Genomic DNA, 19149 nt, shown 5'->3' on the forward strand with positions numbered 1-19149 from the left:
ACCCCGAGCGTTACACAGGAGACGCGCCGCGTCATCAGGCCTGGCGCGCCCAGCTGGAATCGGCCGGGGCCGGCTCGACGCCGCGGACGTCGGGCAGCGCCATCTTGCGCTCGTCCTCCTCGTCGTCGACCCACGCGCGGGCGATCTCGTCGCAGGTCGCGAACCACACGCCGTCGTGGGAGACGATGTGCTGGATCAGCTTCTCGTACCACATCATGTGGTGCGCCTGGCCGATGATCTGCGGGTGCACGCACGTCGCGTACACCGGGTTCTCCACGTTCTGGTACGCGTAGTCGAAGATGTCCTGCCAGCGGCGCAGGATCGTCTCGGTGTCCTGCATCCCGGCCTGCGGGCCGGTGTAGGCCAGCGGCGGGAAGTCGTCGAGGTACCAGTTCACGGGGATCTCGAGCACGTGGCTCGCCTTGCCCGCGACGTTGGCCTTCTCCCAGTTCACCTGCCAGCGCTGCGGCCGGTACGGCACGAGGTCGCGCGCCATCAGCGAGGTGTCGTAGGTGAAGCCGGACTCCTCGATGATGTCGAGGGTGTTCTCGCTGTAGTCCCAGTACGGCGAGCGGTAGCCGGTCGGGCGCAGGCCCAGCACGTTCTTGAAGCTCTCGAACGCGAGGTCGACCAGGCGGCGCTCGGTGTCGCGCTCCAGGCCGGGCGGGACCTCGTGGTAGTAGCCGTGGTGGCCGAACTCGTGGCCGTCCTCGAGCACCGCGCGGCACTGGTCGGGGAACGTGTCGACGGAGTGGCCGGGCGTGAACCAGGTCGTCGTCACGTCGTAGCGCTTGTACAGCTCGAGCAGCCGGGGCACGCCGACCTCGGCGCCGAACTGGCCCCGCGACATGGCCGACGGCGACGGCCGGTTGAACGCGCCCAGCCAGAGGGCCTGGGCGTCGAAGTCCGTCCCCAGGTTGACGGCGATCTTCTTGCCGGGTGGCAGTTGCAGGTGTCCCACGGGTGTCTCCTCGATCAGGGGGAAGGACGGAGCTCGATGACGTGGTCGGCCTCGGCCTCGATCCGCGACCGGCTGTAGAGCAGCGGGAAGGCCTCACCCCGGCTCCAGGGGCCGAAGAGGTCGGTGAGGTGCGGGTCGCCGAGGCGGCCCGACTGGCCGGGGGCGTTCATCGCCAGCGAGGAGTCCCACTCGCCGACGTCGACGACGAGCCGGAAGGTGGCGCCGGCGCTCTGCACGAAGTTCGGGCCGTAGGCGGTGTTGCCGACGGTGTCGCCGCTGCCGCCCCGCGGCGCGGGGCCGGCGGACAGGCGCTCGGGGGCGACGCCGGTGAGCAGGTGGCGCAGCGGGTGGAAGGCGTGGGCGACGTGCAGCGAGCCCCACGCCCACGCGGCGCGGTCGGCGCCGAGCAGCTTCTCGACCTCGGCGACGGCGGCCGGCAGCGTCCTCGCCACGATGTCGGCGAGCTCGGCGTCCGGACGGTCCGCGACCAGGTCGAGGTCGACCCGCGCGTCGGCGAGCAGGTCCTCGGCCGGGGAGATGCGGGTGGCGACGGCGTCCGCCTCCCCCGCCCCGACCAGCGGCGTCAGGGCACTGCGCAGCAGCGCCGGGCGCAGGTGGCGCCGGAACCACACCTCGAACAGGGCCCCGGCCGCCGAGTCGGGCGCGAGCACCGCGTCCCACCCGAGGAGCAGGTCGAGCCCGTCGACGGTGCCGCCGTTCCCGGTCACCGCGCGGACCCGCTCGAGGATCCGCCGCGCCGGCACCGACAGGAAGTCGCTCTGCAGCGCCACCATGCTCTCCGGCGTCGCGTCGGTGGTCTCCGCGAGCACCTCGTCGAGCCGGTTCCGCCGCGAGGGCGCGTACCAGTCGTAGGTGATGTGGCGGTCGCGCGGGTAGTCGTCGGGCAGGTTGCACTCGTTCGCGGTGGCGAGGAAGCCCTGGGCAGGGTCGACCTTCCCGGGCAGCTGGTCGGCGTCGTAGAAGCCCGCCCACTCGTAGCGCCCGTCGCCGGGCACCGGCAGCGTCCCGTCCCAGTTCGGGCGGATCGGGGTGAGCCCGCCGGTCTGCCAGGCGATCGTCCCCGACGGGTCGGCGTAGACCTGGTTCTCCGGCGGCGCGCCCCAGCGGTTCATCGCCGCGGCGAACTGGTCCCAGTTCCGGGCGCGCATGTAGTCCATGCTGCCGAGGTAGGGCGCCATGCCCGGCTCGAGCCAGGCGGCCCGGACCGCGTAGGCCCGCCCGTCGCCCTGGTGGATCACCGGGCCGTGCCGGGTGAACAGCAGCTCGGCGGTCACCGGGTCGCCGTCGCGGACCGCGATCGTCTCCTCGAGACGCCGCATCGACTCCCAGCCGCCGTCGTAGCGATAGCGGGTGGGGTCGTCCGGGTCGGTCTCGTAGACGTAGAGGTCCTCCTGGTCGATCGCGAAGATCGTCAGACCGAACGCGATGTGGCCGTTGTGGCCGATGGAGATCCCGGGCAGCGCGGGCTCGCCGCCGCCGATGACGTCGAAGCCGGGCGCGGACAGGTGCGCGATGTAGCGCAGGCCGGGCAGGGCCGCGGCCGCGCGGTGGGGGTCGTTGGCCAGCAGCGGCCGCCCCGAGCGGGTGCGCGAGCCGGCCAGCACCCAGTTGTTGCTGCCCTCGGGCAGGACGTCGCCCTGGGGGTCGGTCTCGGTGGGGGGTCCGAAGACCGGGGCGGACGTCGCCAGGTCGTAGACGCGCAGCACGTCGTCGGGGAGGGCGGCGAGGTCGAGGCCCTCGGGGACCTCGAGCGGGCGCTCGGGCTCGCGGCGGCGGCGCAGCTCCTCGACCCCGGCGGGCAGGTCGCGCAGCGTCCGGGCCCGGGCCACCTCGTCGCGCACGTTGTAGAACAGGCCGTGGCTGCGGATGCGCGCCACTTCCTCGGGGTCCCAGAACGCCGGCTCGTAGCCGAGCGCGCGGAACTCCTCGGGCAGCAGGTCGGGGTCCTCGCGGGTCAGCGCGACGAAGGCGTTGACGCCCTCGACGAACGCCGTCGACGCGCGCTTGGTGTCCGAGCCGTACGCGAGCCATTCGGCGCGCATGTCCCCGCGGTACAGGAACAGCCGCGCCGCGCGGTCGCGCTCGGCGTGCTCGGCGCCGAACACCTCGGCGAGCCGCCCGAGCCCGCGGCGGCGCCAGAAGTCGATCTGCCAGAGCCGGTCGCGGGCGGCGTTGAACCCCTGCACGCGGAACGCGTCGTAGGTGCTCGCGGCGTAGATGTGCGGCACGCCCCACCGGTCGACGAGGATCTCCGCGGGCCCGGTCAGGCCCGGCAGCACGTGCGAGGTGCGCTTTGCTCCGGCCCGTTCGTTCAGCACGGCCGGAGTCAAGCAGGGATGCCCATGGCCAGGTGGCCATGAACGGACTGGCCGTTCGGCTAACCGGCCGGACGTCCTAGAAGACGATCGTCGAGTGCCCGTCGAGCAGCACCCGGTCCTCGCAGTGCCACCGCACCGCGCGGGCCAGCACGGTGCGTTCCACGTCGGCGCCGCGCCGGGTGATGTCGGCGACCCGGTCGCGGTGGGAGATGCGGGCGACGTCCTGCTCGATGATCGGGCCCTCGTCGAGGTCCTCGGTGACGTAGTGGGCCGTCGCGCCCACCAGCTTCACCCCGCGGGTCTTCGCCTGCTCGTACGGGCCGGCGCCGGCGAAGGCGGGCAGGAACGAGTGGTGGATGTTGATCGCCGGCACGCCGATGCGCTCGAGGAACCCGCCGGTGAGCACCTGCATGTAGCGGGCCAGCACCACCAGGTCGACCCGGCCGTCGAGCAGCTCGGCCTGCTGGCGCTCGGCCTCCGGTTTGGTGTCCCTCGTGACCGGGATGTGCGCGTACGGCACGTCGAACGACGCGACCTCCTTCTGGAGGTCGGGGTGGTTGGACACCACCTGCACGACGTCGATCGGCAGCTCGCCGCGGCGCCACCGCCACAGCAGGTCGAGCAGGCAGTGGTCGTAGCGCGACACGAACAGCGCGACCCGGGTCGGCACCGACGCGGCCCGCATGCGGAACGACATCCCGAAGCGCTCGGCGACCTCGGCCGCGAACTCCTCCTCCAGCGCCGGCAGCCACTGGGGCAGGTCCGGCACCCGGAAGACGATCCGCAGGAAGAACCGCCCGCCCACGGGGTCGGTGGTCTGCTGGTCGGACTGGACGATGTTGGCGCCGCGCGCGTGCAGGAACCCGCTGATCGCCGCCACGATGCCGGGCCCGTCCTCGCAGGAGACGAGCAGTCGGCCGACGTCGGGGTCCGGGAGGGTCGGCGAGGTCAAGGTCAGCTCCAGGGGAACGGCGAATGGCTGGTCGGGTGGAGCTCGCCCGCCTCGTACCGGGCGAAGCGGAAGGGCTCCAGCAGGTCCTGGGGCTCGCCGAGCAGCTCCTTCGCCACCAGCGCGCCCACACCGATCATCTTGTACCCGTGGTTGGAGTCCGCGATGACGTACGCGTTCCCGCGGAAGGAATCGAAGACCGGGAAACTGTCCGGGGTGAAGGCGCCGATCCCGCCCGAGGGCTCCTTGCGGTAGACGTCCCGGCGGCCCTCGAAGCGCTTGTGGCACACGGCGAGCGCGGAGGTCCACATGCGCACGAAGTCCTCGCCGACGACGAACTCCGGGCTCGCGGTGCCGTAGGGGTCGACGGCGACCGTGTCGGCCGGGCGCCCGACCTGCTCCGGGGACGCCCCGCCCTGCACGCCGCCGAAGTGGAAGTCGGGCTTGTAGTAGATGCCCCAGATCCGGTCGGTGATCAGCTCGCCGTCGATGTCGTCGTACAGGGGGACGTCGGAGTCGACGTGCACCACGGGCGGGAACTCGCCGCGGTTGTCCATGAACTCGTGCGGGTCGATGCCGAGGATGCCCTCCTGCAGCGCCCAGTAGGTCCACATCGGGGCGTCGGGCACCATCCGGCCGTCGGGCATCCGCACCGTGATCGTCGACGGCAGCTCGAGCATCCGCCAGAGGTCGCGGACCCACGGCCCCACCGCCGCGACGAGGTGCTCGCAGGCGATGGTCCCGGCGTCGGTCTCGACGGCGCTGACGCGATCGTCCTCGAACTGCAGGCCCGTGACGGTGACGCCCGTGACGATCGAGGCGCCGGCGGCGCGCACCTTCTCCTCGAGCCCGCGCAGCGAGGCGACGTTGTTGGCGTAGCCCCCGCGCTTCTCGTGGAGGATCACCGAGATGCCGGGCGCCTGCCAGTCCGAGAACATCTCGCGCATGTAGTCGTGGCAGGCGTCGACGCCCTCGACCAGCTGCGAGTCGTAGCCGATGGCCTGCTGCTCGGCGTGGATCTGCACGACGCCGGCGTGCATGGCCTCCGGCGCGGCCTGGATGTAGCCGACCCCGTGGTACGAGAAGGCCTCCGGGTCGGACTCCCAGACGTCGACGGAGTGCGCCATGAGCTTGCGCATCGCCGGCTGGAAGTAGTTGTTGCGGATGACCCCGCACGCGACGCCCGACGCGCCGGCACCGACGGCGGTCTTGTCGATGACGAGGACCTCGCTGCCGTCCCCGAGGCCGCGCTCGCGCAGCTCGGTGGCGAGGTGCCAGGCGGTGGACAGCCCGTGGATGCCCGCGCCGATGATCAGGTACTGGGTCTGCGTGAGGACCATGCTGCTCACCCGTTTCGCGCTACTATTGCCTTGAAGGCAATAGTATTTCTCTCTGGGAGACGAAGTTAACATGGCGAGAACCGGTCGACCAGCGGATCGGCAGGTCGAGTCCGTCCAGAAGGCGATCGCGGTGCTGGACGTGCTGGCGGCTGCCGGCGAGGAGCTCGGCACCAACGAGATCGCCCGGCGCACGGAGATCAACGCGAGCACGGTGTCGCGGCTCCTGGCGACGCTCGCGGCCCCCGGGCTCGTGCAGTACCACCGGACCAGCGGGCGCTACGGCCTGGGGATCCGCATCCTGCAGCTCGCCGGCGCGGCGCGCGAGACGCTCGACATCCGCCGGATCGCCCGCCCGTCCCTGGAGGACCTGGTCGCCGTCAGCGGCGAGACGGCGACGCTCTCGGTGCCCGGCGAGCACGACGTCATGACCCTCGACTTCGTGCAGAGCCCGCAGTCGGTGCGCAGCGTCGCCGAGATCGGGCGCAACAGCGTGCGGCACGCGACCGCGGTCGGGAAGGTGTTCCTCGCCCACGGCGGGCGGGCCCCGGACGAGCTGACCCGCTTCACCGACCGCACCATCACCGACCACGCCGCGCTCGAGCGCGAGATCGCGACGATCCGGGAGCGCGGGTGGGGGCTCTCGCAGGCCGAGCGCGAGCCCGACCTCGTCGGCGTCGCGGTGCCGGTGCTGGACGGCGACGGCGACCTCGTCGCGATCCTCGGGGTGCAGGGACCGCGCGGGCGCCTCGACGAGGCGCGCGCCGAGGTCCTGGCCGGGACGCTGCGCGAGCACGCCCGCACGGTGGCGAGCGCGTTCTGACCGATCAGCGCACCGCGGCCAGACGCGTCCGCGATCCCGCCGACGCCCACGGCCCGGACCCGGCGGCCTCCTCCTCGGCGAGGAGCGCCTGCCGGTAGTACGCCTGGGCGGCGGCGACGCCCGAGCCCGCCTCGACGGGGACGCCGGCGTCGAGCAGCGCCATCTCCGCCGCGGCGAGCGCGCCGAGGCAGGACACCTCGTTGACGTCGCCGAGGTGCCCGATGCGGAAGACCTTGCCGGCGACCTGCCCCAGCCCGCCGCCGAAGGACGTCCGGTAGCGGTGGTAGGCGATCTTGCAGACCAGGGCCCCGTCGACGCCCCCGGGTAGGCGCACGGCGGTCACCGTGTCCGAGTACCACCGGGGCGACGTGGCGCACAGCTCCAGCCCCCACGCCTTCACGCCCTGGCGGACGCCCTCGCCCAGACGGTGGTGGCGCGCGACGACGTCGTCCATGCCCTCCTCGAAGAGCCGGTCGAGCGACGCCCGCAGGCCGTGCAGCAGCGGCATCGGCGGGGTGTAGGGGAAGTAGCCCACCTCGTTCGCGGCGATCATCTCGCGGAAGGCGAAGTAGGACCGCTCGGTCGTCGTGCGCTCCGCCGCGGCCAGCGCCTTCTCGCTCACGCCGAGCATGGCGAGCCCGGCCGGGAGCATGAACCCCTTCTGGCTCCCGGCGACGGCGACGTCGACGCCCCAGTCGTCCTGGCGGAAGTCGAGCGACCCGATGGACGAGACGCCGTCGACGCACAGCAGCGCGTCGGAGCCCGCGGCGTCCATCGCGCGGCGCACCGCCCGGACGTCGGAGGTGACGCCGGTGGCGGTCTCGTTGTGGGTGACGAAGACGGCCTTGATCGACGGGTCGGCCCGCAGCGCCTGCTCGAACGTCTCGACCGGGACACCCTCACCCCACGCGACGTCGTGGCAGACGACGTCGAGCCCGAGCCGGCGCGCCATCTCGACCCACAGGTGCGAGAAGTGGCCGTGGCGCGCCATGAGGACGCGGTCGCCGCGGTCGAGGCAGTTGGTGATCGCCGCCTCCCACGCCCCGGTGCCGGACCCGGGGTAGAGCAGCACCCGGCCCTCCCGGAGCCGGAACACGCGCCGGAGGTCGGCCAGGAGATCGAGGACGAGGTCCGGGAGATCCGGCGCCCGGTGGTCCTCCATCGGGATGTTCATCGCGCGCCGGACCACCTCCGGCACGGTGGTGGGACCGGGCACGAACAGGTGCGTCGTTCCGATCTTCACGGCCGTTCCTCCCGACGAGCGGCATGGTGCCCCTCGACGCTAGGTCGCGGCGCGCTCCCCCGACTCCCCCGTCGTGGGGAGACGCCGGGGGGAGCTCACCCGCGGGCTCACTCCCGGATGCCCATCTCGTCGAGGTGGGTCTCCTCGACGTCGGCATCAACCCCGTCAGCGACCCCGCGACGGGACGGACCCACCTCGTCGGCGACGTCGACCCGGCGGCGCTCCCGGCGGCCCGCGCCGCGACACCGGTCCCCGGGGGGTCGGGCCGGTCACCGACGCGTGGCTCGCGCAGAAGATCGTGCTCGCCGCGGGGCGGCCGCTAAGGGGTCTCGGGCATGTGCCCGTAGCCGGTGACGGTGAGGAACGTGATCGGGAGCCGGACGAGCTCCGACGGCCCGTGCGGGCCCTCGCCGTCGAAAATCAGCGAGTCGCCGGCGTGCATCTCGTACTGCGCGTCGCCGTGCACGTAGCGCATGACCCCGTCGAGCATGAACAGGAACTCGGTGCCCGGGTGCTGGAAGAGCGGGAAGACCTCGCTGGCCTCGGTGAGCGTGCAGAGCAGGGGCTCGAGGCGCTTGTGCTGCCCGCGCAGCGCGCCGAGCATCCGGTAGATGTGCCCGACGTTGCTGACGCGGCGCGAGATCTCCGCCCCGTGACCGGAGCGGGTGAACACGGCCTCCCGGTCGGAGTCGATGCCACGGAACAGCGCGGTCACCGGGATCTCCAGCGCCGCGGCCAGCCGGGACAGGACCGAGAGGCTGCACGACGTCTGCGCGTTCTCGATCTTCGAGAGCATCGCCTTGGACATGCCGACGCGCTGCGCGAGCGACGTCATCGTGTAGCCCTTCGCGATGCGGTACTCGCGGGTGCGGGAGGCGATGACGTGCTCCAGCTCCCCGAGGCCGGGGGCGAGCTGGCCGAGGGGCTCGTCCGGCCCGGTGTCCGGTTCGCCGGAGTCCTCGGTCGCCTGGGTCACGATCCGAGAATAGTTTGCGGACGCTGGGAGGAAACGACGTTCACCACCCGGTCGAGCAGCACGGTCGCCCGGTCGCGGGCCTCCGGCCGGCGCCGTTCGGTCCCCGCGAGCAGCGCGTCCCGGTCCGTGCCCGCCGTCGCGAGCGCTGTGGGGCGAGGTGGGCGATCGCTGGGTCGACGCGGGCGGGGCCGGCACCGTGGCCTCAGCCACCGATCTCGGTGCGGGGCCGGAACCGGAGCTGCTGCCAGACCGCCCAGGACTGGTCCATGGTCGCGGTGCGGATCTCCCAGCTGTAGGCCATGCCCTCGTAGATGCCGGTCGAGCAGATCGTCCCGTCGCGCTGCGCGGTGTAGAGCGGGCCCTGGACGACGCCGCCCGCGTCCCACGTCGCGTACTGGTCGAGGCGGGGGCCGAGCCGCTCGGTGTCGCCGTACCAGGCGCGCGCGCCGCCGGCGTCGGGCCACCGCGCGTAGATCACGCGCGCGTCCGGGGCGACGTCCGGGTAGGCGCAGATGATCGCCTCGGCGGGATTCGCCCCGGTGCTGGTCGTGAGCTGGTCGTCGGGGGTCGACGCCCGGCAGGACGACCCGGTGGCGCCCGGGAAGACCTGGGTGAGGGTCATCGCGGCGGCCGGTGCCGGGGTCGGCGCGGGCGGGGTCGGGGCCTGCGCGGTGAGGACGAGGGCCCCGCCGGCGAGCAGCAGGAGGAGCACCGCCAGGCCGGCGACGAGCGCGACGACCCGGCCCCGGCCGCGGGACGGCGGCGGCGGGTACGCGGGCTGGTGGTACGGCGGTGGGGCCAGGGGCGGCGGGCCGGCCGGACCCGTGGGTTGCCACGGGGGCATCGGCGACATCCCCGGCGTCGAGCCCGAGCGCGGTCCGGGAACCAAGGTCGGCGGCGCGCTCCCGCCGACCGGGCCGGAGGTCCGGTGCACGGTCGTCGCCGCGTCGGTCGTCCCGGTCCCGGTCGTCGTCGTGGGAACCGGACCGGACACGTGACCGCCGACCGCCAGGACCGCCGCGTCGGCGAGCTCCCCGGCGGTCGCGTAGCGCCCGGCCGGGTCCTTGGCCATGGCCGTCGCCACCACGGCGTCGAGCCCGGGCGGGACGTCGGGCACGACCGCGGACAGGCGCGGCGGGGTCTCGTTGAGGTGCTCGTACATCAGCGCCGGCCCCTCGGCCAGGAACGGCGGGCGCCCGGCGACGGCCTCGAACAGCAGGCAGCCGAGCGCGTAGATGTCGACGCGGCGGTCCGGGTCGCGGCTCACGAACACCTCGGGCGCCATGTAGGCGAGCGTCCCGATCGCCATGCCCGTGCCGGTGAGCGCACCGCTGTCCGCGGCGCCGCCGACCGCGCGCACGATCCCGAAGTCGACGAGGTAGACGAAGTCCCGGTCCCGCTGCTCGGCGATGAGCACGTTGGAGGGCTTCACGTCGCGGTGGACCAGCCCGTCCTCGTGCGCGGTGTCGAGGGCGTCGGCGACCTGCCGGACGATCTCCACCGCCCGCGCGGGCCCGAGCCGTCCGTGCCGCTCGATCACCGCGGCCAGGTCGTCACCGGACACGAGCCGCATGTCGATGTAGAGGCGGCCGTCGATCGTGCCGAAGTCGTGGATCGGGATGACGTGCGGCGACGACAGGCGCGCGACGGTGCGCGACTCGCGGCGGAAGCGCTCGGTGTACTCGGCGTCGTCGCCGAGGCCCGCGTGCAGCCGCTTCACCGCGACGGTGCGCTCGCGCGAGGTGTCGAAGGCCCGGAAGACCTCACCCATCCCGCCGCGCCCGATGCGCTCCTCGAGCCGGTACGGCCCGAACGTCTCCGCGCCGGTGGGGAGGGCCGAGGGGACGTGGCGGGTGCTCATGTCACGCAACGTAGGCGAATCGGAGGGCGAGGCGGGCGACGGTCGCACGAACAGCCCAATCATCTGACCCCGAGTGAGCAGAGCACTCCGGTCGGCCGCCGGTGGTTTACGCCGATCGCCCGCTTCATCATGATGGCGCGCCATGCCCGGCTGGTACCTCGTCACGGCGACCGCGGCGGTCGTCGTCCTCGCCGTCCTGCTCATCGTGCGGGTGCGCATCCACCCCGCCGTGGTGCTCGCGCTCGCCGCGGCCACCGTCGGCCTGGTCACCGGCCTCGGGGTGGAGGGCACGGTCGACGCCGTCACCACCGGGTTCGGCGACATCATGGCCGACGCGGGGCTGCTGATCGCCTTCGGCGTGCTCATCGGCTCGCTGCTGCGCGCGGTCGGCGCGATCGAGCGCCTCGTCGCGACCCTGCTGCGCTGGTTCGGCCCGCAGCGCATGCCGATGACCATGACGGTGGCGTGCGCGACCGTGCTGCAGCCGATCTTCGTCGACGTCCTCATCGTGATCGCGGCACCGCTGGCCCGCCGCATCGCCGCCCGAATCGGGCCGACCGGCATCCCGCGGATGGCGGCCGCGATCGCGATCGGCTGCGAGTGCGGGATCGTCATGATGGTGCCCGGGATCGGGACGGTGGCGATCGCCGGCGTCCTCGGCGTCCCGCTCGGGCGGATGCTGGTGTTCGGGCTCGTGGTGCTCGTGCCGACGGTGGTGATCGCCTCCGCGATCACGGGCGCGATCCTGTCGCGCTGGTGGGACCCGGTGCGCGACGAGCCGCCGCCGTCCGAGGACGCCGATCCCGAGGACTCCGATTCCGAGGACACCGGTCCCGCGGAGGCCGAGCAGGCCCCGGCGTCCCGCACCCCGCTGGCCGTCCTGCTCGCCCCGCTGCTCGGCGCGCTGACCCTCATCGCCGCCGGCGCGATCGTCGAGGCGGCGGGCGCGTACCTCCCCGTGCTCGCCTTCGTGGCCGCGCCGCCGATCGCCCTGCTGCTCGGCGTGCTGGGCACGATGGTCGTGGCGCGCCGCGAGCTCGGGCGCGACGGGATCGACGAGCCGCTCGCCGAGGGCTTCCGGGAGAGCGGGCTGATCCTCGTGCTCACCGGCGTCGGCGGGTCGCTCGCCGAGGCGATCTCGCAGTCGGGCCTGGGCGAGGTGCTCGGCGGGCTCTTCTCGGCGAACACGGCACTGCCCCTCGCCACGGTCTGGCTCACGGCGGCGGTGCTGCACGTGGCGGTGGGCTCGGTGACGATCTCCGCGATCACCGCCGCCGGCGTGCTCGCCCCCGTCGCGCCCGCGATCGGGCTGGACCCGGTGCTCATCGCCCTGGCCGCCGGGACCGGCGCGCTGTTCGTCGTGCACGTCACCAGCAACACGTTCTGGCTGCTGCAGTCGCTGCTCGGGCAGAGCGTGCGGGGCGCGCTGAAGACCTGCTCGTTCGGGGTCTCGATCGCGTCGGCGGTCGGGCTGGGCTGCACGCTGGCGCTGAGCGCGGTGCTCTGACGCCGCTTCTTGTATGCAGAAACTCCGAAACGGTCGCCAGCGTGCGCCTCAAGCCGTCGATAGCCCCGACTCAGGTATACAAGAACCTTGCGCTCATGACCCGGGTCACTGCACTCTGAGTGCCCAGGAGCCCGCACGCGGCGGGACGGGAGAGGCAGGGCCGCATGCGTCCGACCGACGAGCTCGCTCCCACGGCCGACCGGGCGAGGACCGGCCTGTCCCCCGGCCGCACGGCGTTCGCGTGCATGATCGGCACGCTGGTCGAGATCTACGACTTCATCCTGTACACCTTCGTCGCCGCGCTGGTGTTCGGGCCGCTGTTCTTCCCCGGCGCGCAGCCCTGGCTCGGTACGCTCGCCGCCCTCTCCAGCCACGCCGTCGCGTTCTTCGTCCGGCCCCTGGGCGCCTGGGTGTTCGGGCGCCTCGGCGACCGGTGGGGCCGCCGCGGCGCGCTGGTCCTGTCGCTCTCGCTGATGGGCGTCGCCTCGGCCGGCGTCGGTCTGCTGCCGACCTTTGCCGCGATCGGTGTCGCCGCCCCGGTGCTGCTGGTGGTGCTGCGCCTGGTCCAGGGCCTCGCGGTCGGCGGTGAGTGGGGCGGCGCCGTCGCGGTCGCCGTCGAGCACGCGCCCCCGTCGCGCCGGGTGCTCTACGGCTCGCTCCCCCAGGTCGGCTCGGTGCTCGGTCTCGCGCTGGCCGCCGCGTCGCTGCTGGTCGTCGCGTCGGCGGTCGACGAGGAGACGTTCGTGGCCTGGGGCTGGCGGGTGCCGTTCCTCGCCGGGTTCGTGCTCGTCGCACTCGGCATGTTCGTGCGGCTGCGCCTGGAGGAGACGCCGGACTTCAAGGAGACCCGCGACGAGGTCCCGGCCACCTTCGCCGCCACCATGCGCGAGGCCGGGCGCCCGATCCTGGCGGTCACGCTGGCCTGGCTCGCGATCATCGTCGTGGTCTACGCGCTGATGACCGGCCTGCTCGCCTACGCCAAGAGCTACGTCGAGGGCATCGACGCCCACGACGTCCAGGTCGGTCTCGTGCTGTGCGGCCTGCTGCTGGTGCCCTACACGATCGGCGCGGCGCTGCTGTGCAGGAAGGTGTCGCGCGAGCGGGTCGTCCTCGCCGCCGGGATCTTCACGGTGGTGTGGGCGTTCCCGGCGTTCGGGCTGGTCGCGACCGGTGAGCCGGCGCTGCTGTGGCTCGCGATGGCGATCGGCGTCATCCCCTACGGGCTCGGCAACGGCGCGCTGCCCTCGCTGATGAGCGACGTCTTCCCGGTGCGCCTGCGCTACACCGGCGTCGCGGTCTCGTTCGCGCTCGCCAACGTCATCGGCGGCGCGCTGCTGCCCCTGCCCGCACTCGCGCTGGTGCAGACGTTCGGCGGCTCGTCGGTGCCGCTGGCCGTCGCGCTCGTGCTCGGCGGGCTCGCCTCGGTGGTCGGTGTCGCGATGCTGCGCCGGCTGCCGCGCTACCCCGCAGGCTCGGCCGGCCCGGAGCTGGAGTCGGCGGACACGGCGGCGTCCCGGTGAGGGATCCGCATCGCCTCGCGCGCCGCCAGGATGTGCGCGCGCATGAGGTGCCCCGCCCACGGCGCGTTGCCCGCGCGCAGCGCCTCGACCAGCTCGTGGTGGTGGGCCGCGCTGCGCACGAAGTCCTCGGGGCGGAAGGCGCTGTAGCGGGCCGCGACCGCGGGCACGTCGAGCAGGCCGTGGACCATCGCCTCGAGGCGGGGCCGGCCGGTGGCCGAGGCCAGCGCGGAGTGGAACACCCGCGCGTTCTCGGCGAAGGCGACGAGGTCGACCGACGCGGCGGCGACGATGTCGTCGCCCTCGGCGCACAGCCGCTCGAGCGTCGCCAGGTCGTCCGCCTCGATCGTGCCGGCGGCCAGCTCGGCGGCGTGCGACTCCAGCACCACCCGCAGGTCGAGGATCTCCTGCTGCATCTCGGGCCGCCAGCGGGCCACGCGCGCGGCCCGGCGCGGCGACACCTCGACCAGCGACTCTCCCGCCAGCCGTCCCAACGCCTCGCGCACCGGCGTGCGGCTCACGCCCAGCCGCTCGGCCGACTCGACCTCGGGCAGCGGCGTCCCCGGGGGGAGCACCCCCTCCAGGATCTCCCGGCGCAGCTGGCGGTAGGCCGTGTCTGCGCGGTTCACCGCAGCTCCACAGCACCGGAGCCTAGCGAGACAGGAGTCCGTGCATGACGGCCTACGCCGCCGACCCCGCGCCCGCGGAGAACCACACGCCCACCCGCGCCGGCGCCCTCGCCGGCGTCCGCGTGCTCGAGATGGGCCAGCTGCTCGCCGGGCCGTACTGCGCGCAGCTGATGGCCGACCACGGCGCCGACGTGGTCAAGATCGAGGACCCGCAGCGCGGCGACGTCATGCGCCAGTGGGGGCAGAAGGCCGACGACCGCTCCCTGTGGTGGCCGATCGTCGCCCGCAACAAGCGCTCGGTGACCTGCGACCTGCGCACCCCGGAGGGCCGGGAGATCGCCCGCGCGCTGGCCGGCGAGGCCGACATCGTCGTCGAGAACTTCCGGCCCGGGACGCTGGAGCGCTGGGGCCTCGACCACGCCACGCTCGCCGCCGACCACCCCGGCCTGATCATGGTGCGGATCAGCGGGTACGGGCAGACCGGTCCGTACGCGCACCGCGCCGGCTACGCCTCGATCGGCGAGGCGATGGGCGGGCTGCGCCACCTCGTCGGCGAGCCGGACCGCCCGCCGGGGCGCTGCGGGATCTCCCTGGGCGACACGCTGACCGCGATGTTCGGGGCGCTCGGGGCCCTGGCGGCGCTCGAGCACCGCCGCCGCACCGGCGAGGGCCAGGTGGTCGACGCGTCGATCTACGAGTCGGTCCTGGCGGTCACCGAGTCGCTGATCCCGGAGTGGGTGCTCGCCGGTCACGAGCGCACCCGCACCGGTGCGACCCTGCCCGGCGTCGCGCCGAGCAACGTCTACCCCACCGGCGACGGCGGCAGCGTGCTCGTCGCCGCGAACATGGACACGGTCTTCCGCCGGCTCACCGTCGCCATGGGCCGTCCCGAGCTCGCCGACGACGAGCGGTTCGCGACCCACGCCGCGCGCGGCGCGCACGCCGCCGAGCTCGACGCGCTCGTCGCCGCCTGGACCTCGACGCAGAGCGCCGACGCCGTCCTCGCGCACCTCGAGGAGCACGGCGTCCCCGCGGGCCCGATCTACCGCGCCCGGGAGATGCTCGCCGACCCGCACTTCGCGGCCCGGCGGTCGATCCTGTCGATGGCCGACCCGCGCTTCGGCGAGTTCCCGATGCAGGGTGTGTTCCCGCGGCTGTCGGGCTCGCCCGGCGAGGTGCACTGGCTGGGCCCGGAGCTCGGCGAGCACACCGACGAGGTGCTCACCGAGCGCCTCGGCTACACCCCCGAGGCCGTGCGCGCGCTGCGCGCGGCGGACGTCATCTAGAAGAAGGGACGGCCATGACCGACGAGTTCGACGCCGCCGGCTACTCCAGCCACGACATCGGGTTCGGCCGGCGCGCCGCGATGCTGGTCGTCGACTTCCAGCGGGCGCTGACCGAGGGCGAGTTCGCGCTGGGCCGCAGCCCGTACGTGCGGGAGGCGGTCGAGCGCAGCGGGCCGCTGCTCGACCGCGCCCGGGCGCTCGGCGTCCCGGTGCTGCACACGGCCGTCGCGTTCGACGGGCCCGCCGACCTGGGGCGATGGAAGATGCCCGAGCTCGGGAAGATCACCCCGGGGTCGGCGGGCGCGGAGATCGACCCCAAGGTCTGGCACCCGACCGACGAGCTGGTGATCAAGAAGGCGCCGTCGGCGTTCTTCGGCACCCCGGTCACGTCGATCCTGCGCTACTGGGACGTCGACACCGTCGTCGTGCTCGGCTGCATGACCTCGGGCTGCGTCCGCGCCTCGATCGTCGACGCCTTCTCGCACGGGCTGCGCACGATCGTCGTCGGCGAGTGCTGCGGCGACCAGCAGCAGGAGGCGCACCGGGCCAACCTCGCCGACGTCGGCCGCCGCTACGCCGACGTCGTCGGGGTCGACGAGGCCGTCGCCGGCCTGGAGGCGATCGCCGGTGCCTGAGCTCACCGTCGACGGGCGCCGCCTGCACTTCGAGGTCCACGGCGCCGGCGAGGACCGCCCGCGCATGGTCGCCATGGGCGGCTGGGGCACGTACTGCCACGGGCGTCTCGGCGACCTGCCGCGGGCTGCCGTCGCCGACTTCGAGGTCGTGGTGTTCGACTACCGCGGCCTCGGCGCGAGCGACGACCACCCGGACGCCGAGGCGTCGACGCGCTCGTACGCCGACGACGTCGCGGCGCTGCTCGACCACCTCGGCGGCGACCCCGTGCACGTCCTCGGCATGGTCGGGATGGGCGCCTGCATCGGCCAGGAGCTCGCGATCCGGCGCCCGGACCTCGTGACATCGCTGTTCATGACGGGCTCGTGGGCCTGGGCCGACCCGGCGCTGACCGACCAGCTCACGATGCTGCGCCGCGTGCACCAGGAGCTCGGGTTCGCGGCGTTCCAGATGCTGTGCGCGTCGCTGAGCTTCGCCCCGGCGTTCTACGGCCGCCACCGCGACCGGCTCCTCGGTCCGGACGGTGCGTGGGGCGACCTCGCCGGGCGCGCCGAGGCCCACGGCCGGCTGGTGGAGGCCTGCCTGGGGCACGACACCCGCGACCGCCTGGGCGAGGTCCGCGTCCCGAGCTTCGTGCTGCACGCGGGCCGCGACCCCATCACGACCGTCGACCACACCGGCCTGCTCGCCGAGCTGCTGCCCGACGGCCGCGACGAGACATGGTGGGACGCCTCGCACGTCATCGCCGGCAAGGAGCAGAAGATGCGCCTGGACGCGCTGCTGCGCTCGTTCTACGCCGAGATCACGTCGTCCGTGGCCGTCTGAGTACGCACTTCTGCCCATACCCGCTCCCCCGGGGCCTCGGGAGCCTGGGTGGATGAGCGACCTCGGGGTCTGCTGCGACGGCACCTGGCAGGACGCCATCGCCGGCAGCAACGTCATCCGTCTGTTCGAGCGCCTGGACCTCCCGGCGGGGCGCAAGCAGTACCTGGCGGGGGTCGGCACCGGGGGCGTCGTCGACCACGTGCGGGGCGGGCTCGCCGGGTGGGGGATCGACGGCGACCTGCGGGAGGGCTACCGCTTCCTCGTCGAGGCGTTCCGGCCGGGCGACCGCATCGCCCTGTTCGGGTTCAGCCGGGGCGCGTACCTGGCGCGGAGCCTCGCCGGGATGGTCGGCGCGGTCGGGATCGTCGACCGCGAGGGTGTCGACGACGCCACCCTCGACACGGCGGTGGCGCAGGCCTACCGGCGCTACGAGACGCACAAGGTCGAGAAGCGGGCCGGCCGGACGCCCCGGGTGCCCGCCGAGCACCGCTGGCCGCCGCTGGCCTACGACCCCCGCTCGGCGACGGTCCCGGTGTCCTTCGTCGGCGTCTGGGACACCGTCGGCGCCCTGGGCATCCCGACCTACCTGGGGATCCCGGACGTGCTGCGGTCCCGTCACCGCTACGAGTTCCTCGACGTCGTGCTCGACCGCCGCGTCCCGCACGCCCGCCACGCCGTGTCGCTCGACGAGATGCGCGGGCCGTTCCGCCCGACGCTCTGGGACGAGGCCGCCGCCGATCCCGACCAGGACATCGACCAGGTCTGGTTCCCCGGCGACCACTGCGACGTCGGCGGCGGCCACGGCGACGACGACCGGCTCAGCGACGGCGCGCTCGCCTGGATGATCGAGGAGGCGCAGAAGGCCGGGCTGCCCTTCGTCGGCCCGCCCCTCGCCGGCGACCCGGTCAACGGGACCCTGCACGGGATGCCGCACGGGCTGCTCGGCGCGGCCGCCGAGACCGTGATGGCGCCCCGCCCCCGCGCGACGCCGCCGGTCGAGACCGACCGGCCGCGCCCCGACGTCCACGACTCCGCATACACCCGCCAGCAGGCGACCGCTCCCGAGCCACCCGACCTGCAGTACCGCCCGACCCGGCGCCTGCGGACGGGCGCGAACACGCAGGTGCGGGTCGCGGCCGACCGCAGCTGGAACGCCACCGGCCTGTACCTGGAGCCGGGCACCTACCTGTTCACGGCGGCCGGCGACTGGGGCGCCGCTCGGGGGCGGCGGGCCCGCCGGTGCCGCCCGCTGGCCGGTGGTCGGTGACGGCTTCGGGCGGGTCGTGGACCTGGTCGAGAGCGGGCTGCGCCTCGTGAGCGACAACCCCGACGCCGAGCTCGTCGGCGCCCGGCGCGAGGCCGGCGCCCCGCTCATGGCACTGGTCGGGTTCGTCGCCGACGAGGACACCGACGGGGCGGGCGCCGTCGTCGCCGAGGACGAGAAGTTCGTCGTCGGCGACGCGCTCGAACGGACCACGCGCCGTGCCGGCTACCTCTGGGCCTACGGCAACGACGCCTGGGGCGCCTACGGCAACAACCACGGGCACGTCACGCTGACGGTGCGCCGGCTCGGGGAGGTCAGTCCCCCAGGTTCCGCGGGCGACCCCGCAGGTGCCGGCGCACGTTGACCACCAGCTGGACGGTGGCGACGACGGTCAGCACGGTCCAGATCCCCGCGGCCACGGTGACCGTCGTGGCGGCGACGGCCGGCACGACCCCGGCCGCGAAGAGCCCGACACCGCCGATCACCAGGCGGGCCGGGCGCTCGGGGAAGCTCACGAGACCGACCCCGCCGACGCCCTCCGCGGCGGCACCGGCCCGGACACCCTCGCCGAGCAGGGTCAGCACCGCGGCCGCGGCGCACAACGGCCCGGGAGCGCCGAGGGCCCACAGTCCGACGATCATGCTGAGGTCGCCGATGCGGTCGACGAGCTGGTCGACCACCCGGCCCCAGGCCGTCGACGAGTCCGTGAGCTGGGCGACCGCCCCGTCGACGCCGTCGAGCACCGCGACCACCACGACGAGCGCCGCGGCGAGCAGCGGCCAGCGCCCGCCGAGCGCCGCGACGGCCCCGACGGCGACCGCGACGACGCCGCCCACCACCGTCACCGCGGTCGGCGAGACGCCGCGGCGGGCCAGCGGGGCGCCGAAGCGGTGCGCGAGGCGCAACCAGGCCATGGTGGGACGGGAGGAGCGGACGTCGTAGCCGCCGTGGGCCCGTGACCAGCGGTCGAAGTAGCCCTCGAGGTCGTCGACGTCCATC

At 73.9% G+C, this 19149-nt stretch carries 17 protein-coding genes; 8 read left to right on the forward strand and 9 right to left on the reverse strand.

The window, feature by feature from the left end:
* Positions 1-34: 34 nt before the first annotated feature.
* The 4 genes from WCD58_RS13080 to WCD58_RS13095 form a co-directional block, all read right to left on the reverse strand.
* The gene (locus WCD58_RS13080) at positions 35-961 is read right to left on the reverse strand and encodes a polysaccharide deacetylase family protein (protein WP_337703463.1); all 927 of its coding nucleotides are present in this window, start codon (positions 959-961) and stop codon (positions 35-37) included.
* Between the two features lie 14 nt (positions 962-975).
* The gene (locus tag WCD58_RS13085; protein WP_337703465.1) at positions 976-3300 is read right to left on the reverse strand and encodes a penicillin acylase family protein; all 2325 of its coding nucleotides are present in this window, start codon (positions 3298-3300) and stop codon (positions 976-978) included.
* A 76-nt stretch (positions 3301-3376) separates the two neighbouring features.
* Complete coding sequence (gene purU, locus WCD58_RS13090; protein ID WP_337703467.1) at positions 3377-4252, reverse strand: formyltetrahydrofolate deformylase; 876 nt, start codon at positions 4250-4252, stop codon at positions 3377-3379.
* 2 nt (positions 4253-4254) lie between these two features.
* Positions 4255-5589 (reverse strand): NAD(P)/FAD-dependent oxidoreductase, encoded by a 1335-nt coding sequence (locus WCD58_RS13095; protein ID WP_337703582.1) that lies wholly within the window; start codon positions 5587-5589, stop codon positions 4255-4257.
* A 70-nt stretch (positions 5590-5659) separates the two neighbouring features.
* On the opposite strand from WCD58_RS13095, the gene WCD58_RS13100 reads away from it, so the two are divergent.
* Positions 5660-6409, forward strand: coding sequence for an IclR family transcriptional regulator (locus tag WCD58_RS13100; protein ID WP_337703470.1), 750 nt, complete (start codon positions 5660-5662; stop codon positions 6407-6409).
* 4 nt (positions 6410-6413) lie between these two features.
* On the opposite strand, the gene WCD58_RS13105 is transcribed toward WCD58_RS13100, so the two are convergent.
* The 3 genes from WCD58_RS13105 to WCD58_RS13115 all read right to left on the reverse strand — a co-directional run bounded on the left by WCD58_RS13105 (position 6414) and on the right by WCD58_RS13115 (position 10489).
* Positions 6414-7652 carry an aminotransferase class V-fold PLP-dependent enzyme gene (locus WCD58_RS13105; RefSeq protein ID WP_337703472.1) on the reverse strand — a complete coding sequence of 413 codons (1239 nt, stop codon included), beginning with the start codon at positions 7650-7652 and terminating at the stop codon, positions 6414-6416.
* A 319-nt stretch (positions 7653-7971) separates the two neighbouring features.
* The gene (locus tag WCD58_RS13110) at positions 7972-8628 is read right to left on the reverse strand and encodes a helix-turn-helix domain-containing protein (protein ID WP_337703474.1); all 657 of its coding nucleotides are present in this window, start codon (positions 8626-8628) and stop codon (positions 7972-7974) included.
* 202 nt (positions 8629-8830) lie between these two features.
* Positions 8831-10489 (reverse strand): serine/threonine-protein kinase, encoded by a 1659-nt coding sequence (locus WCD58_RS13115; protein ID WP_337703476.1) that lies wholly within the window; start codon positions 10487-10489, stop codon positions 8831-8833.
* Positions 10490-10631: 142 nt separating this feature from the next.
* Between WCD58_RS13115 and WCD58_RS13120 the strand changes: the two genes are divergently transcribed.
* Together WCD58_RS13120 and WCD58_RS13125 are read left to right on the forward strand one after the other, a co-directional pair.
* Positions 10632-11996 carry a GntP family permease gene (locus tag WCD58_RS13120; RefSeq protein WP_337703479.1) on the forward strand — a complete coding sequence of 455 codons (1365 nt, stop codon included), beginning with the start codon at positions 10632-10634 and terminating at the stop codon, positions 11994-11996.
* Positions 11997-12160: 164 nt separating this feature from the next.
* Complete coding sequence (locus tag WCD58_RS13125) at positions 12161-13516, forward strand: MFS transporter (RefSeq protein WP_337703481.1); 1356 nt, start codon at positions 12161-12163, stop codon at positions 13514-13516.
* Here WCD58_RS13125 and WCD58_RS13130 read toward each other — a convergent pair.
* Entirely contained in the window at positions 13456-14142 is a 687-nt protein-coding gene (locus WCD58_RS13130; protein ID WP_337703482.1) for a GntR family transcriptional regulator, read from the reverse strand. The two genes, WCD58_RS13125 and WCD58_RS13130, sit on opposite strands and share 61 nt — an antisense overlap.
* Positions 14143-14186: 44 nt before the next feature.
* Here WCD58_RS13130 and WCD58_RS13135 point away from each other — a divergent pair, with 44 nt between their 5' ends.
* The 5 genes from WCD58_RS13135 to WCD58_RS13155 are packed head-to-tail and all read left to right on the forward strand — an operon-like array spanning position 14187 to position 18514.
* Complete coding sequence (locus tag WCD58_RS13135) at positions 14187-15428, forward strand: CaiB/BaiF CoA transferase family protein (protein WP_337703483.1); 1242 nt, start codon at positions 14187-14189, stop codon at positions 15426-15428.
* A 14-nt stretch (positions 15429-15442) separates the two neighbouring features.
* Positions 15443-16063, forward strand: a complete 621-nt coding sequence (locus WCD58_RS13140) for an isochorismatase family protein (RefSeq protein WP_337703484.1) — start codon at positions 15443-15445, stop codon at positions 16061-16063.
* Positions 16056-16886: an alpha/beta fold hydrolase gene (locus WCD58_RS13145; protein ID WP_337703485.1), complete on the forward strand. Its 831-nt coding sequence runs from the start codon at positions 16056-16058 to the stop codon at positions 16884-16886. The genes WCD58_RS13140 and WCD58_RS13145 overlap by 8 nt, the downstream gene beginning before the upstream one ends.
* 52 nt (positions 16887-16938) lie before the next feature.
* Positions 16939-18153, forward strand: a complete 1215-nt coding sequence (locus WCD58_RS13150; RefSeq protein ID WP_337703486.1) for a T6SS phospholipase effector Tle1-like catalytic domain-containing protein — start codon at positions 16939-16941, stop codon at positions 18151-18153.
* On the forward strand, positions 18143-18514 hold the full coding sequence (locus tag WCD58_RS13155) for a hypothetical protein (RefSeq protein WP_337703487.1): 372 nt from the start codon (positions 18143-18145) through the stop codon (positions 18512-18514). Before WCD58_RS13150 ends, WCD58_RS13155 begins: the two co-directional genes overlap by 11 nt.
* On the opposite strand, the gene WCD58_RS13160 is transcribed toward WCD58_RS13155, so the two are convergent.
* Positions 18465-19148: a CDP-alcohol phosphatidyltransferase family protein gene (locus tag WCD58_RS13160; protein ID WP_337703488.1), complete on the reverse strand. Its 684-nt coding sequence runs from the start codon at positions 19146-19148 to the stop codon at positions 18465-18467. The two genes, WCD58_RS13155 and WCD58_RS13160, sit on opposite strands and share 50 nt — an antisense overlap.
* Position 19149 lies beyond the last annotated feature (1 nt).

This window comes from Actinomycetospora flava, from assembly GCF_037400335.1.
GTDB classification, from domain to species: Bacteria; Actinomycetota; Actinomycetes; order Mycobacteriales; family Pseudonocardiaceae; genus Actinomycetospora; species Actinomycetospora flava.